The 24,904-nt window shown below is 44.6% G+C and carries 15 protein-coding genes; 4 read left to right on the plus strand and 11 right to left on the minus strand.

The genetic code is table 11. From position 1 onward, the window contains the following. Positions 1-230, plus strand: a 230-nt coding sequence (locus tag F7D20_RS08635; RefSeq protein WP_228114148.1) for a transposase, incomplete at its 5' end; no start/stop codon positions are given. A 184-nt stretch (positions 231-414) separates the two neighbouring features. Here the strand turns inward: F7D20_RS08635 and F7D20_RS08640 are convergent. The 8 genes from F7D20_RS08640 to F7D20_RS08675 form a co-directional block, all read right to left on the minus strand. Beyond that, entirely contained in the window at positions 415-1,392 is a 978-nt protein-coding gene (locus F7D20_RS08640) for a nucleotidyl transferase AbiEii/AbiGii toxin family protein (protein WP_158463695.1), read from the minus strand. Beyond that, entirely contained in the window at positions 1,389-2,108 is a 720-nt protein-coding gene (locus F7D20_RS08645; RefSeq protein WP_158463696.1) for a DUF6088 family protein, read from the minus strand. Before F7D20_RS08645 ends, F7D20_RS08640 begins: the two co-directional genes overlap by 4 nt. 369 nt (positions 2,109-2,477) lie before the next feature. Continuing rightward, complete coding sequence (locus tag F7D20_RS08650; protein ID WP_158463697.1) at positions 2,478-3,596, minus strand: AAA family ATPase; 1,119 nt, start codon at positions 3,594-3,596, stop codon at positions 2,478-2,480. A 247-nt stretch (positions 3,597-3,843) separates the two neighbouring features. Beyond that, entirely contained in the window at positions 3,844-4,413 is a 570-nt protein-coding gene (gene pdxT / locus F7D20_RS08655) for a pyridoxal 5'-phosphate synthase glutaminase subunit PdxT (RefSeq protein ID WP_158463698.1), read from the minus strand. Between the two features lie 148 nt (positions 4,414-4,561). Next, positions 4,562-5,437, minus strand: a complete 876-nt coding sequence (pdxS, locus tag F7D20_RS08660; protein WP_158463699.1) for a pyridoxal 5'-phosphate synthase lyase subunit PdxS — start codon at positions 5,435-5,437, stop codon at positions 4,562-4,564. Positions 5,438-5,802: 365 nt separating this feature from the next. Continuing rightward, positions 5,803-6,681: a GLPGLI family protein gene (locus F7D20_RS08665; protein ID WP_158463700.1), complete on the minus strand. Its 879-nt coding sequence runs from the start codon at positions 6,679-6,681 to the stop codon at positions 5,803-5,805. Between the two features lie 8 nt (positions 6,682-6,689). Continuing rightward, a complete protein-coding gene (locus F7D20_RS08670; protein WP_158463701.1) occupies positions 6,690-8,993 on the minus strand; it encodes a hypothetical protein in 2,304 nt (767 codons plus the stop codon). A gap of 1,032 nt (positions 8,994-10,025) precedes the next feature. Then, positions 10,026-11,003 carry a hydroxymethylpyrimidine/phosphomethylpyrimidine kinase gene (locus F7D20_RS08675; RefSeq protein WP_158463702.1) on the minus strand — a complete coding sequence of 326 codons (978 nt, stop codon included), beginning with the start codon at positions 11,001-11,003 and terminating at the stop codon, positions 10,026-10,028. A 200-nt stretch (positions 11,004-11,203) separates the two neighbouring features. Between F7D20_RS08675 and pelA the strand changes: the two genes are divergently transcribed. The 3 genes from pelA (at position 11,204) to F7D20_RS08690 (ending at position 18,877) form a co-directional block, all read left to right on the plus strand. After that, a complete protein-coding gene (gene pelA, locus F7D20_RS08680; protein WP_437182664.1) occupies positions 11,204-13,279 on the plus strand; it encodes a pectate lyase in 2,076 nt (691 codons plus the stop codon). A gap of 176 nt (positions 13,280-13,455) precedes the next feature. Then, positions 13,456-16,686 (plus strand): SusC/RagA family TonB-linked outer membrane protein, encoded by a 3,231-nt coding sequence (locus F7D20_RS08685; protein ID WP_158463704.1) that lies wholly within the window; start codon positions 13,456-13,458, stop codon positions 16,684-16,686. Between the two features lie 22 nt (positions 16,687-16,708). After that, the gene (locus tag F7D20_RS08690; RefSeq protein ID WP_158463705.1) at positions 16,709-18,877 is read left to right on the plus strand and encodes a RagB/SusD family nutrient uptake outer membrane protein; all 2,169 of its coding nucleotides are present in this window, start codon (positions 16,709-16,711) and stop codon (positions 18,875-18,877) included. Between the two features lie 627 nt (positions 18,878-19,504). On the opposite strand, the gene F7D20_RS08695 is transcribed toward F7D20_RS08690, so the two are convergent. The 3 genes from F7D20_RS08695 to F7D20_RS08705 form a co-directional block, all read right to left on the minus strand. Beyond that, positions 19,505-21,076, minus strand: coding sequence for a hypothetical protein (locus tag F7D20_RS08695; RefSeq protein ID WP_158463706.1), 1,572 nt, complete (start codon positions 21,074-21,076; stop codon positions 19,505-19,507). Positions 21,077-21,197: 121 nt separating this feature from the next. Then, positions 21,198-24,023 (minus strand): pectate lyase, encoded by a 2,826-nt coding sequence (locus F7D20_RS08700; protein ID WP_228114149.1) that lies wholly within the window; start codon positions 24,021-24,023, stop codon positions 21,198-21,200. A 17-nt stretch (positions 24,024-24,040) separates the two neighbouring features. After that, positions 24,041-24,397, minus strand: coding sequence for a subtilase (locus F7D20_RS08705; protein ID WP_158463707.1), 357 nt, complete (start codon positions 24,395-24,397; stop codon positions 24,041-24,043). Positions 24,398-24,904 lie beyond the last annotated feature (507 nt).

Below are 24,904 nucleotides of genomic sequence, written 5' to 3' on the forward strand. Positions count from 1 at the left end.
AGCTGATGCCGTTCTATGACAGAATGATGCTGCGCAAGAGATACATTATCGAAACAATTAACGACATGCTGAAGAATACGGCACAGATTGTACATTCGCGTCATAGGTCTGTGAACAACTTTGTCATGAACCTCATCTCAGTATTGGGAGCATATTGTTTCTTTGACAACAAGCCAATGGTATTGCAAGGATACTGCATCGAAGACACGAAGCAACTTTCATTGTTCTAAAGACAGAATAGTCTCTTTCGATTCTTTATATACAGCCCATGTCTGATGGCATGGGAAGAGAACTCGCATATCTGTCTTCACATGCAACTAATCGCTATTTTATCCCGAATTGTGGTACCTTCTTTTAATTATTGAGAAGTAGTACAACTTTGCCAAGGAAGTAATACTTCTTTGCCATGGCTGTTTATATTGTCAAATACAAAATCAATTGTTCCATACTATTCTCAATACTCTCAATCATCGGTATCTCTTTATAGGCAAGGTCAGGAAGTTCTTTTGCATAGACGTTGCTTAATGCAGACCATACATTATGTAGGTCATTGATGATAGGAGAATCCTTGATGTCTTTATTTTGCCATCCTTCGGGCTTATCAAATCTCTGTTGGTCTTGCGCAAACAAGTTGCAGAAATCCGACTTGAATGCGTCACTTTTCAGATAGTCCTGTGTCTCTGCATCATTCAAGAGGAAATGTAAATCATAGAAATGACGTATCTTAGCTGTTAACTCAGGCATATAATTGTCTGCCAAGGAACAACGCAACAATGATACCAATTTCTCTGTCAATGTTCTACGCCTGTCGAGAACATTCACCTCGAAAGGTTGCATATCGTATTCCTCTATCAAGTTCTCGTTGCCTGTCTTTTGAAAAAACTCTGTCAAGAAACTTTTCAGTCTGCATTTCTGGAAAGGATATGGATTGGCAAAGGAATTGATTTCGACAAGCAATTGTCCTGCCTTGATTGCACCTATTTGTAATGTATCAATAGCTCTTGGATAAGAATAGTATGCCTTGTGATAGTGAGAACCTTTGCTTGTAAAACCTGGCATATTCATTTCCTGCAGTCCTTCTGTCATGCTTTTGGCAGTTCTCTTGATCAGCATCTTCAATTGATTGCCGCTGAGCGTCCATGCCTCAGAGATAGCAATATCTATGTCTTCTGAAAATCTACTACCGATACCATATGCTTTTGTAAGACTTGTTCCTCCTTTGAATATGGCACGGTCATCCTTGTCGTTCGCAGCCATCAATGACAACGAGCGACAAATCCAATAGTCTTTCTCTATGAAGATGCTCTTGATACCGAGTCCTCCATCTTCTACAGGTTGCGAAGCCGCTTGCAAGGCGTCAGAGAATAGCTCCCAGTTTTCATGTAATCTCATATGATGTTCCAGTTTCTTTTGTTTGATAATACTTTGTCTGAGATTGGCAACTTGTAACTGGTCACTCCATTCAATGTTTTGCTGATGGTTTCCGTTTCAAGTTCCATGTTCTCGTAGATGGCTCCAAGCAAAGCTCTCACATAAGGTGTGTATGCCAAGGATAGTTCTGCCAATTCTCGCTTCTGTTCCATTGAAAGAGCATTGATTGCTTTGCAAATATTCGTCACACATTCATCTGGTGAAGTAGCAGGAATCTCCTTTATAAGGCGCAAAGCATCCAATATTCTAAGTAGTGGAATATTGCTTGATGTTATGGCATTCTCTTGTAACAAAAAAGATATTTTCACACCATTCCTTGTGATAGGTCTCCGATATTTATTTGTGCCGACAAGGATGGATGAACTTATCTGTGTTGTCAATCCCATAGATGCAAATGCTGTAGTTCCTGTAATGTAGCCAACAATCTTGCCATTTTGCTCCAAAAAGTCCTTTACAAGTTCAGAATCCGCAGGTTTTAGATTTCCAAAAATGGTCTTCTTCGGAATATAGTATTTCCCCTTTGCTATCTTTTGCAGCTCGCCTTGGAGCACAAGACGGTTGAGAGCTTTGGCGAGTGCTGGCTGATACCGCATCTCCACCCCAAAGTCTCTTGTAGTCAATACAACCCCAGCAGGGGTCAACGACAATTTTTCCTTTATAAGGCTTGCTATTACCATATTTATCTCCTTTATTCGACTGCAAATTTAACAAAAAGTCTTGTTTTTTACGTCATAAACTTGACTTTTATATGTTTCTTTAACCATTTTAGCCTAATATATACCTCAAATTATGCCCATAAAAGCTGTTACCCAGCCGATTTTATTAGTTTCTTTTATCTAAACTTAACATCGCTAAAACTAAGGATATTACATCATATTTAGTGCAGTTTTATGTAGTTGCGATACACTTTTCTGCACTTATTTTTATAAGCTATAACTTGTTAAAAATCGACCTAACTTAACGAAGCGCTTCATTAACACCTAATAAAGCGCATCATTAGACCACTATAAAACGCATCGTTAAAATTCATACATTTGCTTCCTTTTTTATCCCCTTAAACTCAGCTCCAAAAACTTGTCACATAATTGGTAAACGCCTTCATCTTGCGTGATAAAGTCTCTGTCCAGTAAGGTCTTGACAGCTCCTTGCACGGTGCTTGCCCCAAGATGATACTTCTGCAAGAACTCTTGAGACATCAGGGAAGAAGGCTTACCTTCTAAAGCGATAGCCGTGAGCACCTGTTTTTGCTTGGCTGTCAATTGGTATATCAACGCTTGATAGGCAAAACGCTGCTGGGAAAGGATGCTATCAATCGCCATCCTGACATCATCCTCCTGCAACAAAGACCTATCAGAAATTGAAGTATAAAGCATATTGAGAACATACTGGACGTACCATGTAATGCCATCGAAATGATGATATAAATAGGTAAAAGCCGCTGCACTTATCTCTTTATTGTTCCTGGCAAGATGGTGATTGGCAAATTCCAGGTAAGTCTGCTCATTGATTGCCTCCAACCCCATGATGCTCGAACTATGATAGAACGGGCGTGACTGGGAAGTAAACATCAATGCCATCATGTGGCGCTTGGAACCCGAAAAGACGAAGTTTGCATTGTGGCAATTCTGTATTCGCTTACGCAAGGTTGCCTCAACGGTTTTCTCTGGATAGTTTGCAACTGTCTGAAACTCATCAATCGCCACCAGACAAGGCTTATCTGCCTGTTCGAGATAAGCGAAGATCTCGTCCAAGGTAATTTCTGGTGTCTGTATATCACCAATGCCCACACTCCACTCTGGATTTCCATTGATATCAAAGGAGATGGTGGATTTCAAAGACTGGAGCGTATTCAGGAAAAATTCCCACACTTTCCTGCCCTTTGGCTTGAGTGCCGTCAGGATTCCCTTGCCCAGCGCATAGACGAATTCATTCAAATTTTTCGTATCATAAATATCAATATAGATGCAATGATACTGCTCACGGATGTTTTCCTGCTGAAAACAATTATAAATCAGTCCTGACTTACCCAGACGTCTTGGCGCAATCAACGCGACATTGCACCGATTGGTCAAATGGCGGGTAAGAAGAGCAGTTTCCTCTACCCTATCACAGAAATATTCCGGCGAAAGATAGCCTTCAATAATAAAAGGATTTAACTGTACCATAAGCATTTATATCATTATGAGTTTTACGTAACGAAGATTTCATAATACAAAGATACGATGAATATTTGTAAACGGCAAACATTTATCGGAAAAAAGTATCAGACATTCAATAAAAAAGTATCTTAGGATACTGCCTATGTATCTTAACCACAAGGCAATGTATCCTAAGATACTTGCAATATAGGTTCATGTGCCAACGAAGCCCGTTTCATTGGGCAACGAAGCCTGTTTCATCATGGGATGAAGCCTACTTCTTGCACATCCCCAGAAAATACTTATGTATCTCTAAACTGTCGTTCAGTTCCGGATGGAAGGCGGTAACGAGTTGGTTGCCCTGACGGGCAGCTACAATCTTGCCATCTACCTCGGCAAGAACCTCGGCATCTCCCCACACCTCTTTAATATAAGGAGCACGGATAAAGGTCATGGGGATGTTACCCTCGATGCCCTTCATCGGAGCCTCGATGTAGAAACTGCCCAACTGGCGACCATAGGCATTTCTCAAAGCCGTGATATCCATGGAAGCAATGCGAAGACTTGGCTCACCCTCTATCTTCTTGGCAAGAAGAATCAAACCAGCACAAGTGCCATAGACAGGCAAGCCTGCTGCAATGGCCTCCTTCACAGGTTCCATCAATCCCAGTTCATTCAAGAGCTTTGCCTGGGTAGTACTCTCGCCACCAGGAATAATCAAGCCATCCTTAGGCTGGTCCCAATCCTTCAACTGGCGCACCTCAAAACTATCCACACCCAACTGAGCCAACTTCTGTCTGTGCTCAGCAAAAGCACCTTGTAAAGCTAATACTGCTATTCTCATAAAACCATTTTCCCCATAAGAAGAAATTAAGGAGTTAATGGAGTTAAGGAGTTAAGACAATAGTATTCTTTTACTGAATTTCTGCCTATAAGCATTTGTCTTAACTCCTTTAACTTCTTAACTCCCTAACTCCCTAATATATCATCTTTTACTTACCTCTTTCAGCCATGAGGAGCGCAATCTCCTGCTCGTTGATACCAACCATCGCCTCACCGAGATCCTCGCTCAACTCAGCCAGCATCTTAGGGTCGTTGTAGTTGGTAACAGCCTTCACGATGGCCTGTGCACGCTTAGCAGGGTTACCGCTCTTGAAGATACCAGAACCTACGAATACACCCTCGGCACCGAGCTGCATCATCAGGGCAGCATCAGCAGGAGTAGCCACACCACCGGCAGCGAAGTTTACTACAGGCAACTTGCCATTCTCATGAACATACTTTACCAACTCGTAAGGAGCCTGCAACTGCTTGGCAGCCTCGAAAAGTTCATCCTCGCTCATAGAAACCAAACGGCGGATTTCACTCTGCATCATACGCATGTGGGTAACAGCCTGTACCACATCACCAGTTCCTGGCTCACCCTTGGTACGAATCATGGTAGCACCTTCAGCGATACGGCGGAGTGCCTCGCCCAAGTTCTTGGCACCACAAACGAAAGGTACGTCAAACTGAGTCTTGTCGATGTGATAAACATTATCTGCAGGAGAGAGCACCTCGCTCTCGTCAATATAGTCGATTTCGATAGCCTGAAGAATCTGAGCCTCAGCAAAGTGACCGATACGGCACTTAGCCATTACAGGGATAGAGACAGCCTCCTGAATGCCCTTGATCATCTTAGGATCACTCATACGAGACACGCCACCTGCTGCACGAATGTCGGCTGGAATACGTTCCAAAGCCATTACTGCGCAGGCACCTGCTGCCTCTGCTATTTTTGCCTGTTCTGGAGTTGTTACGTCCATAATCACACCACCCTTGAGCATCTGAGCCAAGTTGCGGTTCAATTCTTGTCTGTTTTCTGCCATAATTTTATTTATTTTCTTAATTACGGCTGCAAAGGAAACACTTTTTAGGGAAATATGAGAAAAGTGTTCCAATAATTATAAACTTTGCGTCATTTTGTACAAAGGATGATTCGCAAAAGTATAAGCCATATTCCTAAATATGCAAAGCACAGCACAGATGGTGCTGCTAAGATAAACCGACAGGAAGTTTTCCTTTTATACTTATATATAGGTAAAACTTTGAACTTATATCCATTTTTCTCAATTATCCTTTCCTCATTCATCGTGACAATAATCAGATTGGAACATTTGAGTTCTCCTGCACATTCTATGATGCTATCAACCTCCCGCTTGAGCGTTCTTTCGGAAGAGAGATCATTTCCATGTTATTTCTCCAAAGGATTGTAATATTGCTCCCAATCTTCATTCAGATGATGAAAACCTTTTTCACTATTGTCCATCACGATAATACGTGCTCCCGTGTTGCGAACAAATGCACCTGCATTCTTATACATATTTGCCGCATACTTCTGCCATTCATCTTTACTCATCGTCTTTCTGCTCCAAGTATAACGAATAACAGGCTGCGACTTCTGGGTTAACCCGACAGCCTCAAACACAAAATCATGGTCAGAATCCACTGCTTTCAAAATGAGTCCCTTTGCTCCATTCAACATCCATGGACCATAAGGCAAAGCGATTTTATCTGCATAATATACTTTCCATGTTCTACCACCATATTGACATTCGGCCGCATGACAAAGATAGCCCATCACCGTAGCTGTATCCTCAGGCAGATATCGCCATTTAATATCTGGCATTTTTTCGCTATACTCTATTACCTGACTGGTATAAGGAATTCGATTGGTTACCTGACAAGTCTTATCTGAATGGCTAAACAATATGTCAAAACCCACATATTCCTCAGGAATAGGAGTAAATCGCATCGTTGTTTTCAAAGCCTTCGTATTCTCCTGATCCAGATCGCGCAGATTTTTACTGAAGAAAGCATCATACTTTCTGCCAAGCTGTAGATCCATAAGATCTTCCATCCGCAAGGAATCATCCTTTGCCGTCTGACGATATTTGAAACGATAGGTGACACAAAGATAAGCAGAATCCAAGGTTTCAAACTTATCCGTACTCTCATGCGCCAAAGTAAAAGTTGGTGAATCCAAAGCATAAGTCACACTTACTTGCGCACTCACATTCATTCCCACGAGCATCATGCCCATGACCAGCAGTTTCCTATAATTTTTCATCATGAAGTATTTTATATGATTTTTATTCGTATTCCGAACAGGATTGTCCTGCCCCGTAATTGATACTCACCGGAATAACGTGTTATTCCATTGTCTATTATACGATGGAATGTACGACGATCTAAAAGATTGGTACATTTCAGCGATAATGTTGCATTACCCCAATAATACTCCATCACCATATTCAAGAACACATTGTTGCGACCTGATGAGAAGTAATTGTTATGATAATATTGCACAGAGGGCACCACATTCAATTGCTTACCCAACCAAAACGTAAAAGAAGAAGCATTCATGAAAGTTCTATAAACATCCCCACTTGCCTTTCCATCCGTATATGGTTTTGACACAGAGTAATCATTAGAGATTGACAGGTTCAGCCATTTCCTTACAGAAGCAACATACGAGATTTTAGCTTGCAGATAGTCACTTCGACCATCATGACAATCTCCGCCTATATAGTATTCACTTCTAGACGTTCCTATGCTGAGAGATTCGCTTATCTTGGAATTCCATCGAAAGAATCCCTTCGCCACCGTTTGTTCTATCTGCCAAACTCTATTTTTGGTAGATTGCGGCTGGACGATATAATTAACAACATCGTCAACCACCTGATACCCCATACTATTACCATTTCGAGCATCCACATAAGACAGAGTAACACCACCAAACAACATTTTAATAATATCCTTATAACTTGACGTAAACGCCAGTTTAACAGAGCGATTGGGAACTATCTCTACCTGATAAGGATTGGACATTGTCGTACGATAATTCACATAATGTTTCAGAACCATCTGAGACAAGACTGAAGGCATAGACTCCTCACATATCGTCGTCAAGTCGAAAGATAAACGACCAGTAGGTTTATATGTCAGATTAGAATATGGGCATATCGAAAAGAAACGCTTATCATAATCCAAAGAGCCATCAGCAGAATGATAATATTTCACCCCAACAGGCACATAAACCAGCCATTGCAGTCTGTTTCCAAAATGCAACAGGATTTTAGGGCTAACAAAAGCTCCCAACAACCAGGTTTTCTGTTCGCTGCCAGAAGCATCTGACAGAGAATTCAATCCTGCACTTACCCTTTGCCAATCAAACATGACCTTGCCATTCAAATTAAACATAAGGTGAGGAATCGTGAAAGCCAACAAAGATCCAGTAGCTTCACTCTGGAAGTTGCGTTGTCTTAGTAGCTGGCTCATATTCGTTTCCGACATATTCAACACCCCTCTCTTATCCACAAAAGAAGCTTTCCATTCCAAATCTGCGACTCCACCATTCTTTTTCTTATAGTTTGCCTTCATCACATTACTCAACAAAAAACTATGACCAGAGAGAGTCTGAGCGACAAAATCATTCACCAAGCCTTCATTCTTAGGAAAAGAAGCATTTACCGACAAATTGTTTTTAAGATAACTTTTGGAGCTATTCAATTTATAAGCGACATGTCCTCCAACAAAATGCTGCCCTACCAAAGCCTGGTTAGACTCCTGTATAACATATCGAGTGCCATCATCCAAGAGATAACGGCTTTCATCGGTAGCATTTTGCTTTTCCTGATCATAAAGGTAATTTACATTAAAGCTCAAAGTCCTGTCCTTATCCAACTTATAAAGCTGATTGATAGAGGCACTATATGAATCATTCCTATAGGCATATAAATCAGAAACAGCAGGTTTATCGGGTAGCAATATTCCTGCACCCAAAACAGAATTCAGCGAAGACGAGGCATTGATTTCCTTACGTAAATCATCACCTACATTATTCGTTTTAAGCAATGTTAGGTTTTGACTATTGCGGCGGAAGTTCATTAAGTTAACAGTCATATTCCTCGCCAGCTTAGGCTGACCGCCAACCGCAACAGAAAGCATGGCAGTCCATGCACCTTTTGCCGTTTGCTTGAGTTTTATATTCATAGCAGGCGCATTGCCACTTTTTGTTCCCTGAAAAAGTTTAATGTTCTGGTGATTCTCCATTATCTGCACAGAGCCAATAGCCTTGGCATCCAAATTCTTCGTTGCTTCGCCATAGTTGTCACCAAGCATATCGGCCCCTTCAATATAAAACTCATTCACCCATTGACCATTATACTTAATCTGCCCATTACCAATCACCTCTACACCCGGCATTTTACGAAGCAAATCTGCCAAGACTTTATCATCCTTAGATATATACGAAGAAGCGGCATAGGAAATCGTATCACCTGATTGGCGTATCTTCTTCGCCTTCACAACAACCTCTTTTAGTTTTAATGATTTTATGATAGAGTCAAGAGGTTCAGACACTTCTTGGGCCTGTGTTTTCATTGCGAACAACAAAAGCACTATAACACTTAGTATATACCTAGAAACACCTTGACACATCATAGTAAGAATACATTTATCATTAATATCATTAAAAATTGTAGCAAAGATACAAATAATCCCTCAATGAGGAATGAATTCTGTCAAAAAGTTACTCATTGAGGGATGTATTTAATCATTTTTATCCCTCAATGATGGATTTTTTGCACATACTGACATTCATCAACATGGCATTGCATGCTTGAAAATGTTGGTGAACAACCTTAATATTACGCATAAACAATTACAATACAGACGTTTTTGTATTTCCGTTAAATTTCAAATTGCTCCCATGATTAATCTTCTTGCCATAATCTAAAGTATAACTTGCAGATAATGACACATAGCGTCTATCCCATGGACGGCTTTGATAAGAATAACTATCAATATAATCAGAGATAAGCCAACTCTTCGTATTACCATTTTTAAATATGAGGGAATTAACCTGTAATTTAACAAATCTCCATCCACCTGGAAACCCTTCGTGGCGAAGGATTCAAGATGTGGATGGATGACTAGTTTAATGACGGCTCAATCCCATAAGGAGAAATAGGGAGTACTTACAAGGTGCCGGAAAGCCTCCCGGAAGTCGTCATGATAGTCCTGACGAGTCGAAAAGAGCCTCATTCCATTTATTGCCTAACTATGGCACAATATTGCCCTCTACAGGGGCAACTTTTTGCCATTGCCGGGCACAAAGTGATGCGTCGGGAGAAAATTTTCGGGAGGTCTACCATCGCCATTCGGAATATGCTTTCCGGCTGCAGGAAGCGTGGTTTTTCCCGTGAAAAACCTTACTCTCAATTTTACCCTTCACCCTTCACCTTTTCGCTGAGAACCCCGATAAACACTGGGGTTGTGAGAGGTGAAGGGTGAAGGGTGTTTTTGAAAGTAGCTTTCTATCCACCCGCAGTCTGAAACTTCAATGCAGTCTTCTCAACTACGGATGCAAAGATACTACTTTTTTCGATATTTCCTCAGTTGACTGGTCTCATTTTAATTAACAGGCTTTGGTTGCCGGAAAGCAGAAGGCGTTACCCCTCTCATCTTCTTGAAGAACTTCGTGAGATGGGCTTGCGAGGAGAAGCCGAAGGTATTGGCTATCTCTTGCACCGTATGCGTAGTGGTGGATAACTCTCGCTCTATCTCCTTTACAATATATTCATCTATGATAGCCTTCGGTGTCTTGCACGAGATACGACGGGTTACCTGTGCCAGATAGCGACTGCTCACATTCAACTGGTCTGCATAGAAATGCACATCACTATAGGTGCGACAGAAATTATTGACCTGAGAGATGAACTGATTGTAGAGTTCCGAACTGCGTCCCTGCAGGTTGCTCTCACGTGTCAACTCTACGTTGATGAAATCCTGTGCCATCGCCAAAGCATCCTCCATCTTCTTGCCTTGGTTCAGATATACGGCAAGGGCAGAAGAGAAACGGTTGGTAAGACCATGTGAATTGGCATTGTCGAGCAAGAACACCTGCATTCCGTTACCCTCAGCCATACGCAGCAACTTGGTGTCTTGCAGAATAATATCATTTTCTTTCTTTCGGGCAACAACGACCGAACAGAGTGGCAGCAAACGATACCTGATCTGGCTCACCACATCCTCCGTCATCAATGCATCGCCATTGCTCGACCAGATGGCAGGGGCATAAATGATATAATCCGGGCGATATTTCGTCAGGGCATCGATCACAACCTCAAGCGTCTCCACCCGACGAATCATACCCACCTTCACTATGCTCGGTTGAATATCATTCATGATAGCCTCTATCTGACCCGAAACAATCTCGGCTGGAATATCAAAGAATGCCTGAATACCTAAAGTGTTCTGCACAGTAATGGAAGTAATGGCTGAAACAGCATAGCCTCCCAACTCAGAGATGGTCCTGATGTCTGCCTGGACACCAGAGCCTCCGGTACTGTCAGAACCCGTAATGGTCAATATCGGTTGTATTGTCTTCATGTTTACCTGTTTCTGTTCGATAAAAACAATATTATTATAAATCTAATAATGTACCAAAAAAATGCCGATGCTAATGATAAGCATCGGCAAAAATACGAAAAAAAGATGATATTATCAAAATAATATTTGTATATTTGCACCAAACTTAAAAACTAAACACAAACTATTGACATATGAAAGCATTTTATCTTTCTATCCTGATGGCGTTGGCCCTCTTGCCAGCCCATGCCCAGCGCAGGTACAATGCGATGAGGGAAACTAAAAAGGAGTTTTTCAAAACAGAGCAAGCCCGACTCATCGGCGACCAGATTCTCGACTACCAGAGAGTGACAGGCGGATGGCCAAAGAACATCGACATGGCAAAGCCCATGACTCATGAGGAGCGGCAGCAAGTACTCAATGACAAAAGCCGGCGAGACGACTCTACCACCGACAACGATGCCACCAATATGCAGATGACATATCTGGCTCGGCTCTATCAGGCCACCAAGAGCAAGAAGTACCGTGAGGCTTTCTGCCAGGGTGTGGAATACTTGCTGAGCGGACAGTACGACAATGGCGGATGGCCACAGTTCTGGCCTGGGATGCGTGGCTATCAGGTTCATATCACTTTCAACGATGATGCCATGGTCAACACCATGGAAATGCTGCGCGACATCTATCTGCAGAAGGCTCCCTTCGATGGCAAGCTGACCGACAAGGCACTGCGCCAAAAGGCCATCAAGGCTTTCAACAAGGGTGTGGAGTGCATACTGAAGTGCCAGATAGTCAAGGACGGAAAGCCTACCATTTGGTGCCAGCAGCACGACCGCGTAACCTTCGAGCCTCGTCCTGCACGTGCCTTCGAACTCTCGTCCTACAGTTCTAACGAGAGTGCACGCATCGTGGCTATGTTGATGGAGATTCCTAACCCAAGCGAAGAGATAAAACGCGCCATTCGTGGAGCCATGCAGTGGTTTGACACCTATAAACTGACGGGGCTGAAAGTGGTACGCAAGGGCGAGTTTGGTTCTCCTTTCAGAACAACCGAACTCGTTAAAGACCCCGATGCCACCACACCTCTGTGGGCAAGATACTACGACTTAGAGCACTGTGAGCCATTCGTGTGCGACCGCGACGGTGTGCCCCGCCGTCATCTTTGGGAGATAGGTACAGAGCGCCGCAACGGTTATTCATGGTACAGCGACCGTACTGCTTTCATCTATCCTCTCTACGAAAAGTGGGCCGACAAGTATGATACGGCCAACAAACTGAACCTCAGCCTCAACTCGCCCGGTGCCAACGAGCGTGGACTCATCAACATGAACCGCTTCTCGAAGCCAGAGCTGTCATGTTTCGATGCAATAGTCAATGCCGGCGAGCGCATACAGGATGCCATAGAGAAGGCTCCCGAGAACCCAGCGAAGCCTTTCAAGATACTCATCCGCAACGGAGTGTATCACGAGAAGGTCATTATCGACCGTCCCAACATCGTGCTCGTAGGCGAAGACCGCGACAGTGTCATCATCCAATATGCCGAGACCACAGCCTCACAAACCATTAAGGAATACAAGGGAAAGCCTGTACACATGGGTGTCATCGTACTGCAGGACAATGCCAACGACTGTATCATCAGCGGCATCACCGTATATAATAATTATGGTAGCACGGTAGAGAAGACCACCACACACCAGATGGCCATCTATGGCAAGGCAACACGCACCATCGTCATCAACAGCAATATCTTTGCCGACGGCAACGATGCCCTCTCACTATGGTGTCAGAATGGAGGAATGTACTATCATGCCGACCTCTACCTGCGCTGTCCGGGTGTCGACTTTATGTGTCCTCGTGGCAGATGCTATGCCACACGTTGCAAGTTTGTCGGCGACAGCAGAGCCATCCTCTGGCACGACGGCAGAGGCGACATCAACAACAAGTTTGTCGTGACATGCTCTTCCTTCGATGCCCTCTCGCCCACCAAGTTGGGACGCTATCACCACGACCACCAGTTCTATCTGGCCCACTGCCGTATGTCAAAAAACATCCTCGACAGTAACATCAGCTATGCCTATAGCGACAAGGTGCTCGACCCTTGTCCCTGGGGATTGCGCGTATATTATTATGGTTGCGAACGCGAGGGAGGCGACAGCGGATGGCTGCGCGACAATCTCGACCAGGCTCCTGGCCATCCTGCCTTCCATGGCCTTACTGCCCTTTGGACCTTTGATGGCAAATGGGATCCCGAAGCACGCATCAGAGACCTGTGGTATGTTCTGAAATACCAAACTAAATAAGAACTTTTAGCAGTATTTAGCGTTAAATGCGTTAAATACTGCTAATTTTACATCCAATTTATCTACTTTATAAAAGATTATTGCTACTTTTGGCAGCAATAAACGAAGTTATCTACTGACGACTAACAAAAAAGAAAACAAACATTTCTTAATGTATAACTAAAAACAAACCATTTATGTATCAACAAATCAAGAAGGGAGCTTTGGCTCTGTCTCTTAGCTTGTGTTGCATCGGTGCATTTGCACAAAAGACCATCACAGGTAATGTGAAGGATGCTACAGGTGAACCATTAATTGGTGTAACTATCCAAGCCGGAAAGGGCGGAACAGTTACCGATATCGATGGTAACTTCAGTCTCCAAAACCTAAAGCCTGGTGACAAGATCACCATTTCCTATTTAGGATGTAAAACACAAACCATCACCGTGGGCAACCAGTCGGCGCTGAACATCGTCATGCAGTCTACCGACAAGAGCCTCGATGAGGTGGTAGTTATCGGTTATGGCACGATGAAGCGTCGCGACCTGACGGGTGCTGTAGCCTCGGTTACAGGTGACAAGCTGGCTCAAAACCCAGTATCCAACATCGCTGAGGCACTGCAAGGCCAGTTGCCAGGTGTGTCAGTAACCTCTCAGGATGGCCGTCCTGGCGGTTCAATGAGTATTCGTGTTCGTGGTGGTGGTTCCATCACCCAGAGCAACGACCCTCTCTTCATCGTTGACGGTGTGCAGGTATCACGTATTGATGATATCCCTGCCGACAACATCGAGAGCATTGACGTGCTCAAGGATGCCGCCTCAACAGCCATCTATGGTGCGCGTGGTGCCAATGGTGTCATCATGATCACCACCAAGAGCGCCAAGGAAGGCAAGGCACAGGTGAAGTACAACATGTACTACTCTGTAAAGGAGAAGCCTACTACCTACGACACTGAAAGCGCCTACGACTATGTGCTGCGCAACTGGAGCTATGCCACATCTTATGGTGACAGCTACGGTGCCAACGTTGCCAAGTATTTTGGTTTGGGCAGCGCAAACGGCAACCACTTGGAGGAGTACCGCAACATGGGTACCCATAACTATCAGAACGACCTGCTAAGCAGTTCTCACGCTTGGAACCACGACCTGAGTATCAGTGGCGGTACAGAGCATACCAAGTATTATGCTTCTGTCAACTACACCAATGATAAAGGATCGCTGAAAGACACCGGTTTCCGCCGTTGGAATGTGAACTTCAAGTTGGCACAGGACATCACCAAGAACCTGAAGTGGAACATCGATGCCCGCTACAGCGAGATGCGCTTCCAGGGCTGCCAGTTCCAGTATGCCACATCTTCTTATGCATACCGGCCCATTGACACACCTTTAGGCGTGGACGACCCATCATTATTGGGTATGGGCGATGCCAACGTGGACCCCAAATACAACCCTGTCAGCATCTACGACAGCTACACTCAATACAACACCCACAACCGTCTGCGTGCCACCAACTCGCTCACCTGGACTCCTATCAAGGGACTGACAGGTAAGACCGAGCTTACCCTTGCCCGCAACTGGCGTGAGCAGCAGACCTGGGACGATGGCTACGAGAAGGGCTACAACCATGCCACCCTGGTAAAGAGCAATGGCTACAACGTACGTTGGACTACCACAGCCAACTATGCCGTACAGGGATTGGGCGAAGACCACAGCCTCGATTTCCTCTTGGGTAACGAGGTTCTTGCCAAAAAGAGCAACTCCACTACTTTCAATGGCTATGGCTATCCTTTAGGATGGGACATGGACACTGCCTTCGGTCAGCTCAACATGAGCCACATGGAGTCTACTTCTCTGCAAGATACCAACAAGTCGGAGATCGGCACACCTAACCACACCCTTTCTTGGTTCGGACGTGTCAACTACTCTTACCTGAGCCGTTACCTCTTCACCGCTACTTTCCGTGCTGATGGTAGCTCTAAGTTCGCACCCAACAACCACTGGGGTTATTTCCCTGCTGCAGCTGCTGCATGGCGTATCTCTGACGAACCTTGGATGAAGGGCACACAAGACTGGCTGAGCAACTTGAAGCTCCGTCTCTCTTTCGGTACTTCCGGTAACGATAATATCGATGCATCTCTGTGGAAGGCTACATGGGTCAGCGAGACTACCGAGGTTGACGGTCAACTGGTCAACACCTTCCGTCCTGGCACCATGATGGCTAACCCCGACCTGAAGTGGGAAACTACCATCTCTCGCAACATCGGTCTCGACTTTGGTTTCTGGGACGGTCGTCTGCGCGGTACATTAGACTTCTACTGGAACACCACCAAGAACATCTTGATGATGGTTCCTATTGATACTTCTACTGGTTACACCTACCAGTTCCAGAACGTAGGTAAGACTTCCAACAAGGGTGTCGAGCTTGCCTTGAGCTACGACATCGTCAACAAGAAGGACTGGGGCTTGACATTCGGCATGACCTACAACTTCAACCACAACAATGTAGACGAACTCTTCGACAACGTATTGGCTGATACCCATACCAACTGGGGATCACAGATGCGTATGCCATACTACGACTATGTCATCCGCAAGGACAATCCTGTAGGTTTGGTTCAGGGTTACAAGTCATTGGGCTTCTACACTGTTGACGACTTCAACGTAAGCGCCGATGGTGTATGGACACTGAAGGATGGTATTCCTGACAATACTGTCTGCAACTATTCTGCAGGTTGCGCCAAGGCTTACAAGCGTCCTGCCGGTCAGAAGGCATTCCCTGGTATGTACAAGTTTGCCGATGTAGATGACAACGGCACCGTGGCTTCTAACGACGTAACCATCATCGGTAAGACCAAGCCAGAGCATACAGGTGGTTTCAACATCTCTGGACGTTATAAGAACTTCGATCTCAACGCCAACTTTGCTTATCAGATTGGTGGCGACGTTTACAACGCCAATGCCCTCCACGACATGATGGGTAACAAGGATACTGGCTTCGGCTCTGCACGCGTTTCCGAACTGGCAGACTGCTGGAAGATGTATAATGTTGACAACAATGGCAACCTCTATGCCGTTACCAACCCTGACGAGCTCCGCACCCTGAACGCAGGTGCCAAGTATGCCCTTCCATACTGCGAGTACGGTCTGGTAACCAGCGAGTTCATCGAGGACGCTTCTTACCTGCGCCTCCAGAACCTCTCTGTAGGCTACACCTTCCCTAAGACATGGATGAAGCCTCTCGGCATCAGCAACCTGCGCATCTATGCCACCGTTACCAATCTCTTCTGCATCAAGGGCTACAGCGGAATCGATCCTGACGTAAACACAGACTTCAACGCAGGTGGCAACGGATTCCCAACCCCTAACTACGACTACCAGGCTTACCCTAAGACACGCTCTTGGACATTCGGCCTCAACTTAGCATTCTAATCTATTAAAACTGAATATTGACATGAAAAATAGATATTTATATATAGCTTTATGTGCGGCAGGCATCCTCTCTGGTGCCACCTCATGTAACGATTATCTGGAGACAAGTTCACCATCCACTGTTGATAAAGGATTTGTGTTCTCCACCACCACCACAAAATGGGCAGCTTTGGAAGGTGCCAAAAAGTCCATGTTGAATGCCTACACCCTGCAGGTTTTCGGTAGCGGACTATATTATGCTGCCGATATTGCAGGCTCCGACATCATGCGCCATCCAGAGGCTCACAACAACCAGTTGGGTCGCCATATTCCTGAGGGCCTTTACAGAAATGGTACCGAAGTAGGCAACTACAACCTCCTTTCTTATCAGAAAGAGGGAACTGACGGAGCATACGGTGCGCTGTTTGATGTCATCGGTAAGTGCAACGCCATTACATCTGCCTTCGAAGAGGGAACAGACTTCAGCGAGATGATGGCACAAACTACACCTACCGAACAGAGTCAGATTTATGGCGAGGCTGTAGCACTGCGTGCCACCTGCTACCGCGAGCTCATCAAGTACTTTGGTGATGTGCCATGCCCAGCCGAGTTCGGCAAGCCAGCTGGAGGTATTGCCTCACGCGACTCTATCTATGATGTCTGCATCGAGCAACTCAAGAAGGTGGAACCGCTGATGTACGTACTGGGTGCTTGCCCTCACTATACCACCAATGCCAAGAATTATTATTCACGTACCTACGTCGACGGACTCATTGGCCGCATGGCTTTAGAGGCAGGAGGTTATCAGACTCGCCGTGGTGACATCAAGCGAGTAGACGGTCAGGGCAATCAGCTCACCTTCGAGACCATGGGAACAGCCAACGCTGGTGCAGAATATGGACGCCGTTCAGACTGGCAGAACCTTTACAACACTGCCAAAACCTACTTCAAGAAGGCTATCGACAATTCCGGAACAGCCATATTCCACGAAACCGACCCACGTGAGAAAGACAATAAGGGACGCGTATTCGGCAACCCTTATCAGTATTTCTTCCAGCAGATGCACGAGGCTGATGTTACTTATGCTGACGAAAGTATCTTCGAGGTACCATACACCCAGGGCTCTGATGGTGGTGTGACCACACAGAGTGAGCGTTCTTATTGTTTGGGACGTGGTTCAAGCGGTGGCGGTAAGAACGCATATCCTTGCAAGGCTTACGGTCAGGGACGCGCCAACCCAGCCTTCTACTATGGTGAGTTCGACCCCAAGGACTTGCGTCGTGACGTTTGCTTCACGGTTACAGGAAGTACAGGTAAGGGTATGGAGACTTTGATTCCTCTCAAGCCTAACTCTAAGGCTGCTGGTGGCGGCATCTGCTGCAACAAGTTCGATGAGAATCGCCAGGCAAAGGTATGGACCAAAAACCAGCGTCGTTCGGGTATCAACAGTCCTTACATGCGCCTGTCTGAAATGTACTTGGGCTATGCAGAGGCTTGTGCCGCACTTGATGCCAACAGCGCTGAAGCCAAGACATACCTTACCAAGATACGCAACCGTGCTTTCCGCACACCTGCAGAGGCCAATGTGGATGGATTCATCGCCAAGGAAGGCTCTCTGCTCAAGGCTGTCATCGACGAGCGTGGCTTCGAGTTTGCCGGCGAGGGTGACCGTCGTTTCACTTTGATTCGTACAGGTCTGTTGCCTGAGAAGATTCGTGAAATCAAGGAACTCACCCGCAGAATGCTGGATGGTCTGGAGTCTAATGGTTATTATACCTTCGAGAATGGCAACACCATCTCAAGCTATATCTATACCAAGAGCGTGGATGCCAAGACTGAGAAAGGTTACCGACTCACCGCACAGTGTCCTGAAGGAAAGGAGAACGACCCTGTACTCTATCCTTCATGGCGCGGCCAGAACGACAAATGGGAGGCTTACGGCTTGGATTACAAGACAGAGACTCCTTTGACCAACGTCGCCATCAAGGGTTTGTTCAACAAGCTTTCTGCTGAAGAGGAGACAGCCCTCGTAGCTGACGGTTACAAGAAGGTAAACTGGGGTAAGGACCTCGCAGACAATGATGACGAGTTCTATAAGTATCTCTTCTGGGATTACGACTATGTAAAAGCTCCTATCTATCTCTGGCCTCTCACTCCTAACATCTTATCATCTGGTGGCTTCGAGAATGGCTACGGCTTTAAGAACAAATAATACGAGCATTCAAGAAAGAAGAAAGAAGAAAGAATAAACTTAGAGTTTATAAAAAATCATCAGGCGGGAGGACGCAACAGGCGTCTTCCCGCTTTTCTTTTGTCTCTGTCAATACTTGGACATTACTATAGGAAGCCTCTGTCAATTATAATTGCGCTTCGTTTTCCCCTAAAAAAGCGCATCGTCAGCTATCAGTAAATAAGGTACTCCGCAGAGCATCACACTTGCGAACAAAGGTATAAAACTGAAACCAATTTTGGTATGCTTAAAAACGGCAAAGAAAAAAAGTTCCAACCTCATTAGGATGTCAAACTAATGACACCAAACGGAGTTGGAACACCATACAATCTTTTTATAAATTCACAACTTAAAGTTCAATTAAACTTTCCCCAGTAGGTTCCACACGCCCTGAAGGGGCAGAAGCTCTTAGCCCAGGGCAACACCCTGGGTTGTTACGGGCGTTAGCCTATCGCCCTGTAAGGGCAAAAGCTTTATGTAGTGCCTGAAGTTTTAAAGCTTTTGCCCTTTCAGGGCGCCTTGCCAATTACTATTAGACCCAGGGCGCTGCCCTGGGCTAAGAGCTTTTGGGCTTTCAGCCCGTACTTAAAGCACTTTGTGAAAGTTCAATTACATATTCACAACCTTCTTGACGGATACATGACCTTGAGCGTCGGTAGCCTTAACGATGGTAATGCCATAACAGGGAGCAGACAGGCGCTTGCCAGAGAGGTCGAAGTACTCGGCCTTGGCTGTCTGAGTAACGGCATAATCGAACATCTCGATGCCTGTAGTAGAGGCACCCGACATTTCCTTTCCTTCTGCATCATAGGTCTTGGCAGTGCTGTAGTTCTTGATGGCATGATCGAACTCGGCTATATCTGCTGTAGGAAGTACATTGGTATAAGCCTTCCATATTTCTACCTTGCCTGCGCCAGAATACTTCTCGCAGATGGCAGGAACATCCACAGTCTTGTCGAGATAATGCTGGGTGTAAGTTGAAGCGGTCTGGGTAGGAACCCAATCGGAAGATGCCAAAGTAACATGACCCTTAACCTTTGCTCCATCAATATTGTCATATCCAGTCAACAGGTTGGAGCATCCCTTGAATATCACATCATAGCCATCTGTCTTGTTGACATGGAGACCCTTTTCACCCTTTGACATGATAGGAGACTTAGTATCTTCAAAATAACAAGCCTCTATGTAACCTGTTGCCTGGTCATTAAGGCGATAACCATCCTCGCATCCCTTCATATAATTATTATAATAATGCATATGACCACCTCGCTGTTGAGGAAGACGGGAACCTTGAATTTGATCAAAGAAATTGTGGTGGAAAGAAATTGTACGGCAACCATCATAAATGTCGCTATTACCTTTACCAAAGAGGCAGCTCTTGTCATGGTCGTGGAAATAATTATAACTGAAAGTCATCCACTGTACATTGTTCTTGCAGTCGAGCAAACCATCATAGCGGTCTTTATTAGCAGCACCACCATTGAAGAATTCACAGTGGTCAACCCAGATATGTCCACCCCAGTTGGTCTTGGCACTTACCTTATCAGCCTGGATTCCGATGCAGTCAGGGTCGCCCACTTCTACTTGTGCACCATTACGCCAAGCCACAATCTTATTCTCACCTGTTCTGAGCACAGGTACACCCTTCATGGTGAAACGACAGTTACGGATGATGATGTTATCAACAGACTGCATCACGAAGGTGATATGAGAAAAGAGAGGAGCCTTGCCTGTTGCAGGGTCCACCACACCAATCAAAGTCTTGTTAGGAGCAACCATAATGCGCTCGCCATAGACAGACTCCACGCCAGACTTACCACTCTGGTCGTCAAGCAAACGACCAGTACTCAGATCATCCACATAGCACTTGATGCCTGTAGTAATATCATGATCTACGATAACGATATATGGGTCAGTTGCTTGGAGATAGGCCTGCAGTTGAGAGAAGTTGTCAGCCTTCACCACCTTGCCACCAGCACCACCGGTAGTTCCTCCGGCACGATACCAGTTAGAACCAGGAACACCTTCATAGGCAGCGAAGCCATCCAAAGAGAAGTCACGACCATCCTTGGTCTGTGCATTTGCCATCATAGAGAAGCCACAGAGCAAAGCAGAAGCCATGAGAGTTTTACGACAAACAGCCTTAAGCTGTGCAGAAACGGTAGAGTTAATTTGTTTCATTATAGGATTAGTTTTTGTTTAATTTATTCCTTTGAGAAAAAAGGGCTGTCCTCATCACAAAAAGACAGCCCTTAGTTTGTTTCATTTTATATATCTTTCCTCATTGAGGAAAACATGTTTATTATTCTGTTACAGGTACAAGTTTGATGAGATATAAAGACTGAGAACCAGAACCAGCCTTGGCTATTGTATGATCACCAGCCTCAAGAGTTACAGTAACAACGCCCTTGGTTGTATCACCAGTAACATCAGCACCATCAATCTTTAATTTTGCCTTTGCATCACCAGTATAACAAGTCATCTGCATTTTTGCTGTTGTCTTAAAAGAAACTGTACCTGCAGAAGACTCTATTTTGAGGTAATCTTTATAAGTATTTCCATCTACTGTTACCCCAGTTGTACTATTTTTAAAGCTTCCCGTTACAGTAAAGCTACTATTAGAAGCCTGCCCTCCAGCAAATGAGCAAATTACAGTACCCTCGATAACTGGAGTATCAGGAGTTGGATCAGGAGTTGGATCAGGAGTTGGGTCTGGGGTAGGATCTGGAGTAGGATTTACTGTGCCACCTTCGCCAGAAGCATTGCTCTCACCGAACACTTTAACAACACCAGAAGTATAAGCATCAAGAATGCTTGCCAAAGCAGGCCATGGCTGCTGATGACCATTTGTTACGACTGTTTCATCAGGAATAACGAAATCAATGTCACCATGATTCAAACGACCTGCGCCATAGAAGCCTTCTAAAATAGCAGGAACATCTTCTGCCTTATCTGCAGCGTATGCATACATGAGGCTTGAGTTGGTATCGAAGTTGTTGTAAGAAGTACCACCAACCAAAGTCTTTACGCTTGCAGGAACCTGCTCACTTGGGGCAGAAACCTCGTATGCATCAAAGCTTGTATTATTGTCTGCGTATGTGATATAGCTGAAGTTATCAGGTTTGTTGGCAAATACATTGCCGTACGCTTTAATCAAGCCACCTTTCTCACCAGAGAAAGTACCATCACCCTTAGCATCAGTACCCTGCTGAGAACTCATGATAGGACGCTTGGTTGCATCAAAGTAGTTAGACTCCATGAACACACTTGAGCCACTGGTTGCACCAACACCATAAACATCACAATGCTGATAGTAGTTGTTGTACATGTGAACACTCATGGTACGAACGCGAGCCATACGAGAGTCTGAATGGTCGAACCAGTTGTGATGATAAGTAATCCAGTTTTCACCAGTCTCACTCTTCATACCACACATAGAAGCCTTACCATTATCCCAGAAGCGGTTGTAAGCTACAGTAACATACTTAGAATCGCCCTTGATGTCTACAGTACCGTCACCCTTAGCCTGGTCGGCAGCACCACCCTTCTTGCCATAGAAGAGATCCATGTTGTGAATCCATACATGAGAGTTATCAGTATCAAGAGACATAGCATCATCCAGGCAACGCATAATAGCAAAGTTACGGAACTCTACACTCTCAGCCTCTCTAAGCAAGAAGCCGAAGCCATATACGGTAGCATCATCACCGACACCTTCGAATGTCATATTCATAGTAGCTCCCTTAATCTGCAAACCTTCTGCAGAACTTGAAATGTGATCCAAATCAGAAAGGCTAACCTTACCGATGATACGGAATGCGATAGGAGTTTTATCCTTACCTTTAGAATAAGCATCAATAATAGACTGAAGACCAGTAATAGTCTCTGACTTACCTGTATTGACGGTTGTAGAAACTGTCTTAGCGGTCTTGGCTGTAATATACAGAACCTTAGCACCAGCCTTCAAAGTACCATCATTATTATAAGCACCTACACCATCATACTTGAAATGAGCAAAGCCCTCACGGTTGTAGCTCTTTACTACCAAGTTAGAAGCAGTATTGGCACCAGCAATCTCTGTACCTTCAGCATTGACAGGGACAACCTTTACAGAATAAGTACCAGCCTTCAAACCGAGAACATCGGCACGATAGTAAGATTTATACTGACGAATCAGCTGAGCATCAATCTTCTTGTCATCTACATATACATTATAAGAAGAAGCACCCTCGAAAGGAGTCCACTTCAGGTAGGCAGACTCCTGCCAGCCCTTAGCCTCAGTAATCTGAATCACACCTGCAGGATTGTCAACATCACCACTTTCGCCCTGATCGGCCTTTTTAGCAAAGCTGATGGCTTGAACTGAAGCATTGTACTCATCATTCTCTGAACCTGATTTAGGTGCAATGATGGTCTTGTCACCTTCGAACTTCACACTTGTCAAGTCGGCAGTATTGTAATACTTCACATCACCAGCATTGGTGGTAACATACATCTGATTTACCTTGCTGTTACGAGCAACGGCATTGGTAATTTTGTCGGTAGAACCAGGAGTAACGGTAGATCCGCCACCTACAGTCTCAACCTTGATGCTATAAATGTTCATACCACCACCATTGGTTTTCAACACGACATCACCATCAGCAGTTACAGTTCCAACGTTGGTAACCTGATCTTTTGTAGGAGTACCAAAAGAACCAGAAACCGAAGTCAAGTTAGCAGCATCTAAACAACGAGCAGTAGAAGTACTACCAGTCTTGCAGCTAACTGTTACTTTCTGACCAGCCTTCAGACTTGGAATAATCAAAGAAACACCATTTCCGTTCAATTCCAAGCGAGAAGAGCCATAGTTCAAGCGGACTTTTGCTTTTCCTTCGGATTTATCAGCAGGAGCACCAGCAGTAAACTTCAAGCCCTTAGTATAAGCCAATTCTGAGCCATTTGCAACAAGAGCTTCATTCTCCAAAGCTAAGGTATAGCCGTAGCGATTAGTTCCCAATACCCAATTAGCATCAGCTGCACATAAAGCCTTATCAGCCTCGCTCATGGCACCAAATGTCCATGTCTGTGCCATGGCAGCACTCAAGCTCATCAAGAGGAGTGCCAAAGTAAATACCATTTTCTTCATTTTACGTTCCTCCTTTTTTACTTGATGATTACTTTCTTACCATTCACGATGTAGATACCCTTGCTCAGGTTCTGGGTAGAAGTACCCACAAGCTGGCCATTGAGGTTAAACACTTTGCCTGCAAGAACCTTGTTGCTTGTCTCAATGTTGCTGATACCAGTGGTGATATAAGCAAAAGAAAGTTTAACAAGCGACATGTCTTGAGTATCAGTAGTCTCATCGTCGTAAGTAAGAGTTACATTGTCACCATTGAAGGTGATTTCTTTGACGGTCTTGCTAACCTGCGAGCCGTCGATTGTTACGGTTTGCTTGTTGTCTGCCATCACAGCAGTAGACAAAAGCACTCCTAACAACATGAAGTACATTTTTTTCATTGTTTTTAGCGTTTTAGTAGATTAGTTGTTGTGAGTTTCTGCTGCAAAATTAAAACAAAATAATAAAGGACGGATACGTTTTCGTCAAAAAAGCTACGCAAACGTTTTCATAAGTGGCGTTCTGACAATTTATCATTCACCAAGGCAAAAGACTATCAAAATGGCACAAAAAGGAACAAAATCAACCCAAAGAAACTGTCGCTTATACTGGAAAAATCTTGCTCTTATACTATATAAATGTTTTGTTTAGCCTACAAAAATCTCCGTTCCGTGATACGGAACCGCCATTCCGTGATACGGAACGGCCGTTCCAAAGTACGGAATGCACATTCCGTATCACGGAACGGAGATTTATCTACAAGAGACAAAACAAATTCATAATAAACAGAAAACAATTTGTATAGTATTAAAGTAACTACTTATGGCTAAGGGGGGCGCTGAGTTGTTACAACGGCTCACCCGATAAACCAGGGGGGATTAAGCATATAGCTTTGTAAGTCTGAAAAG

Source organism: Segatella copri, assembly GCF_009495355.1.
In the GTDB taxonomy this organism is placed as follows: domain Bacteria; phylum Bacteroidota; class Bacteroidia; order Bacteroidales; family Bacteroidaceae; genus Prevotella.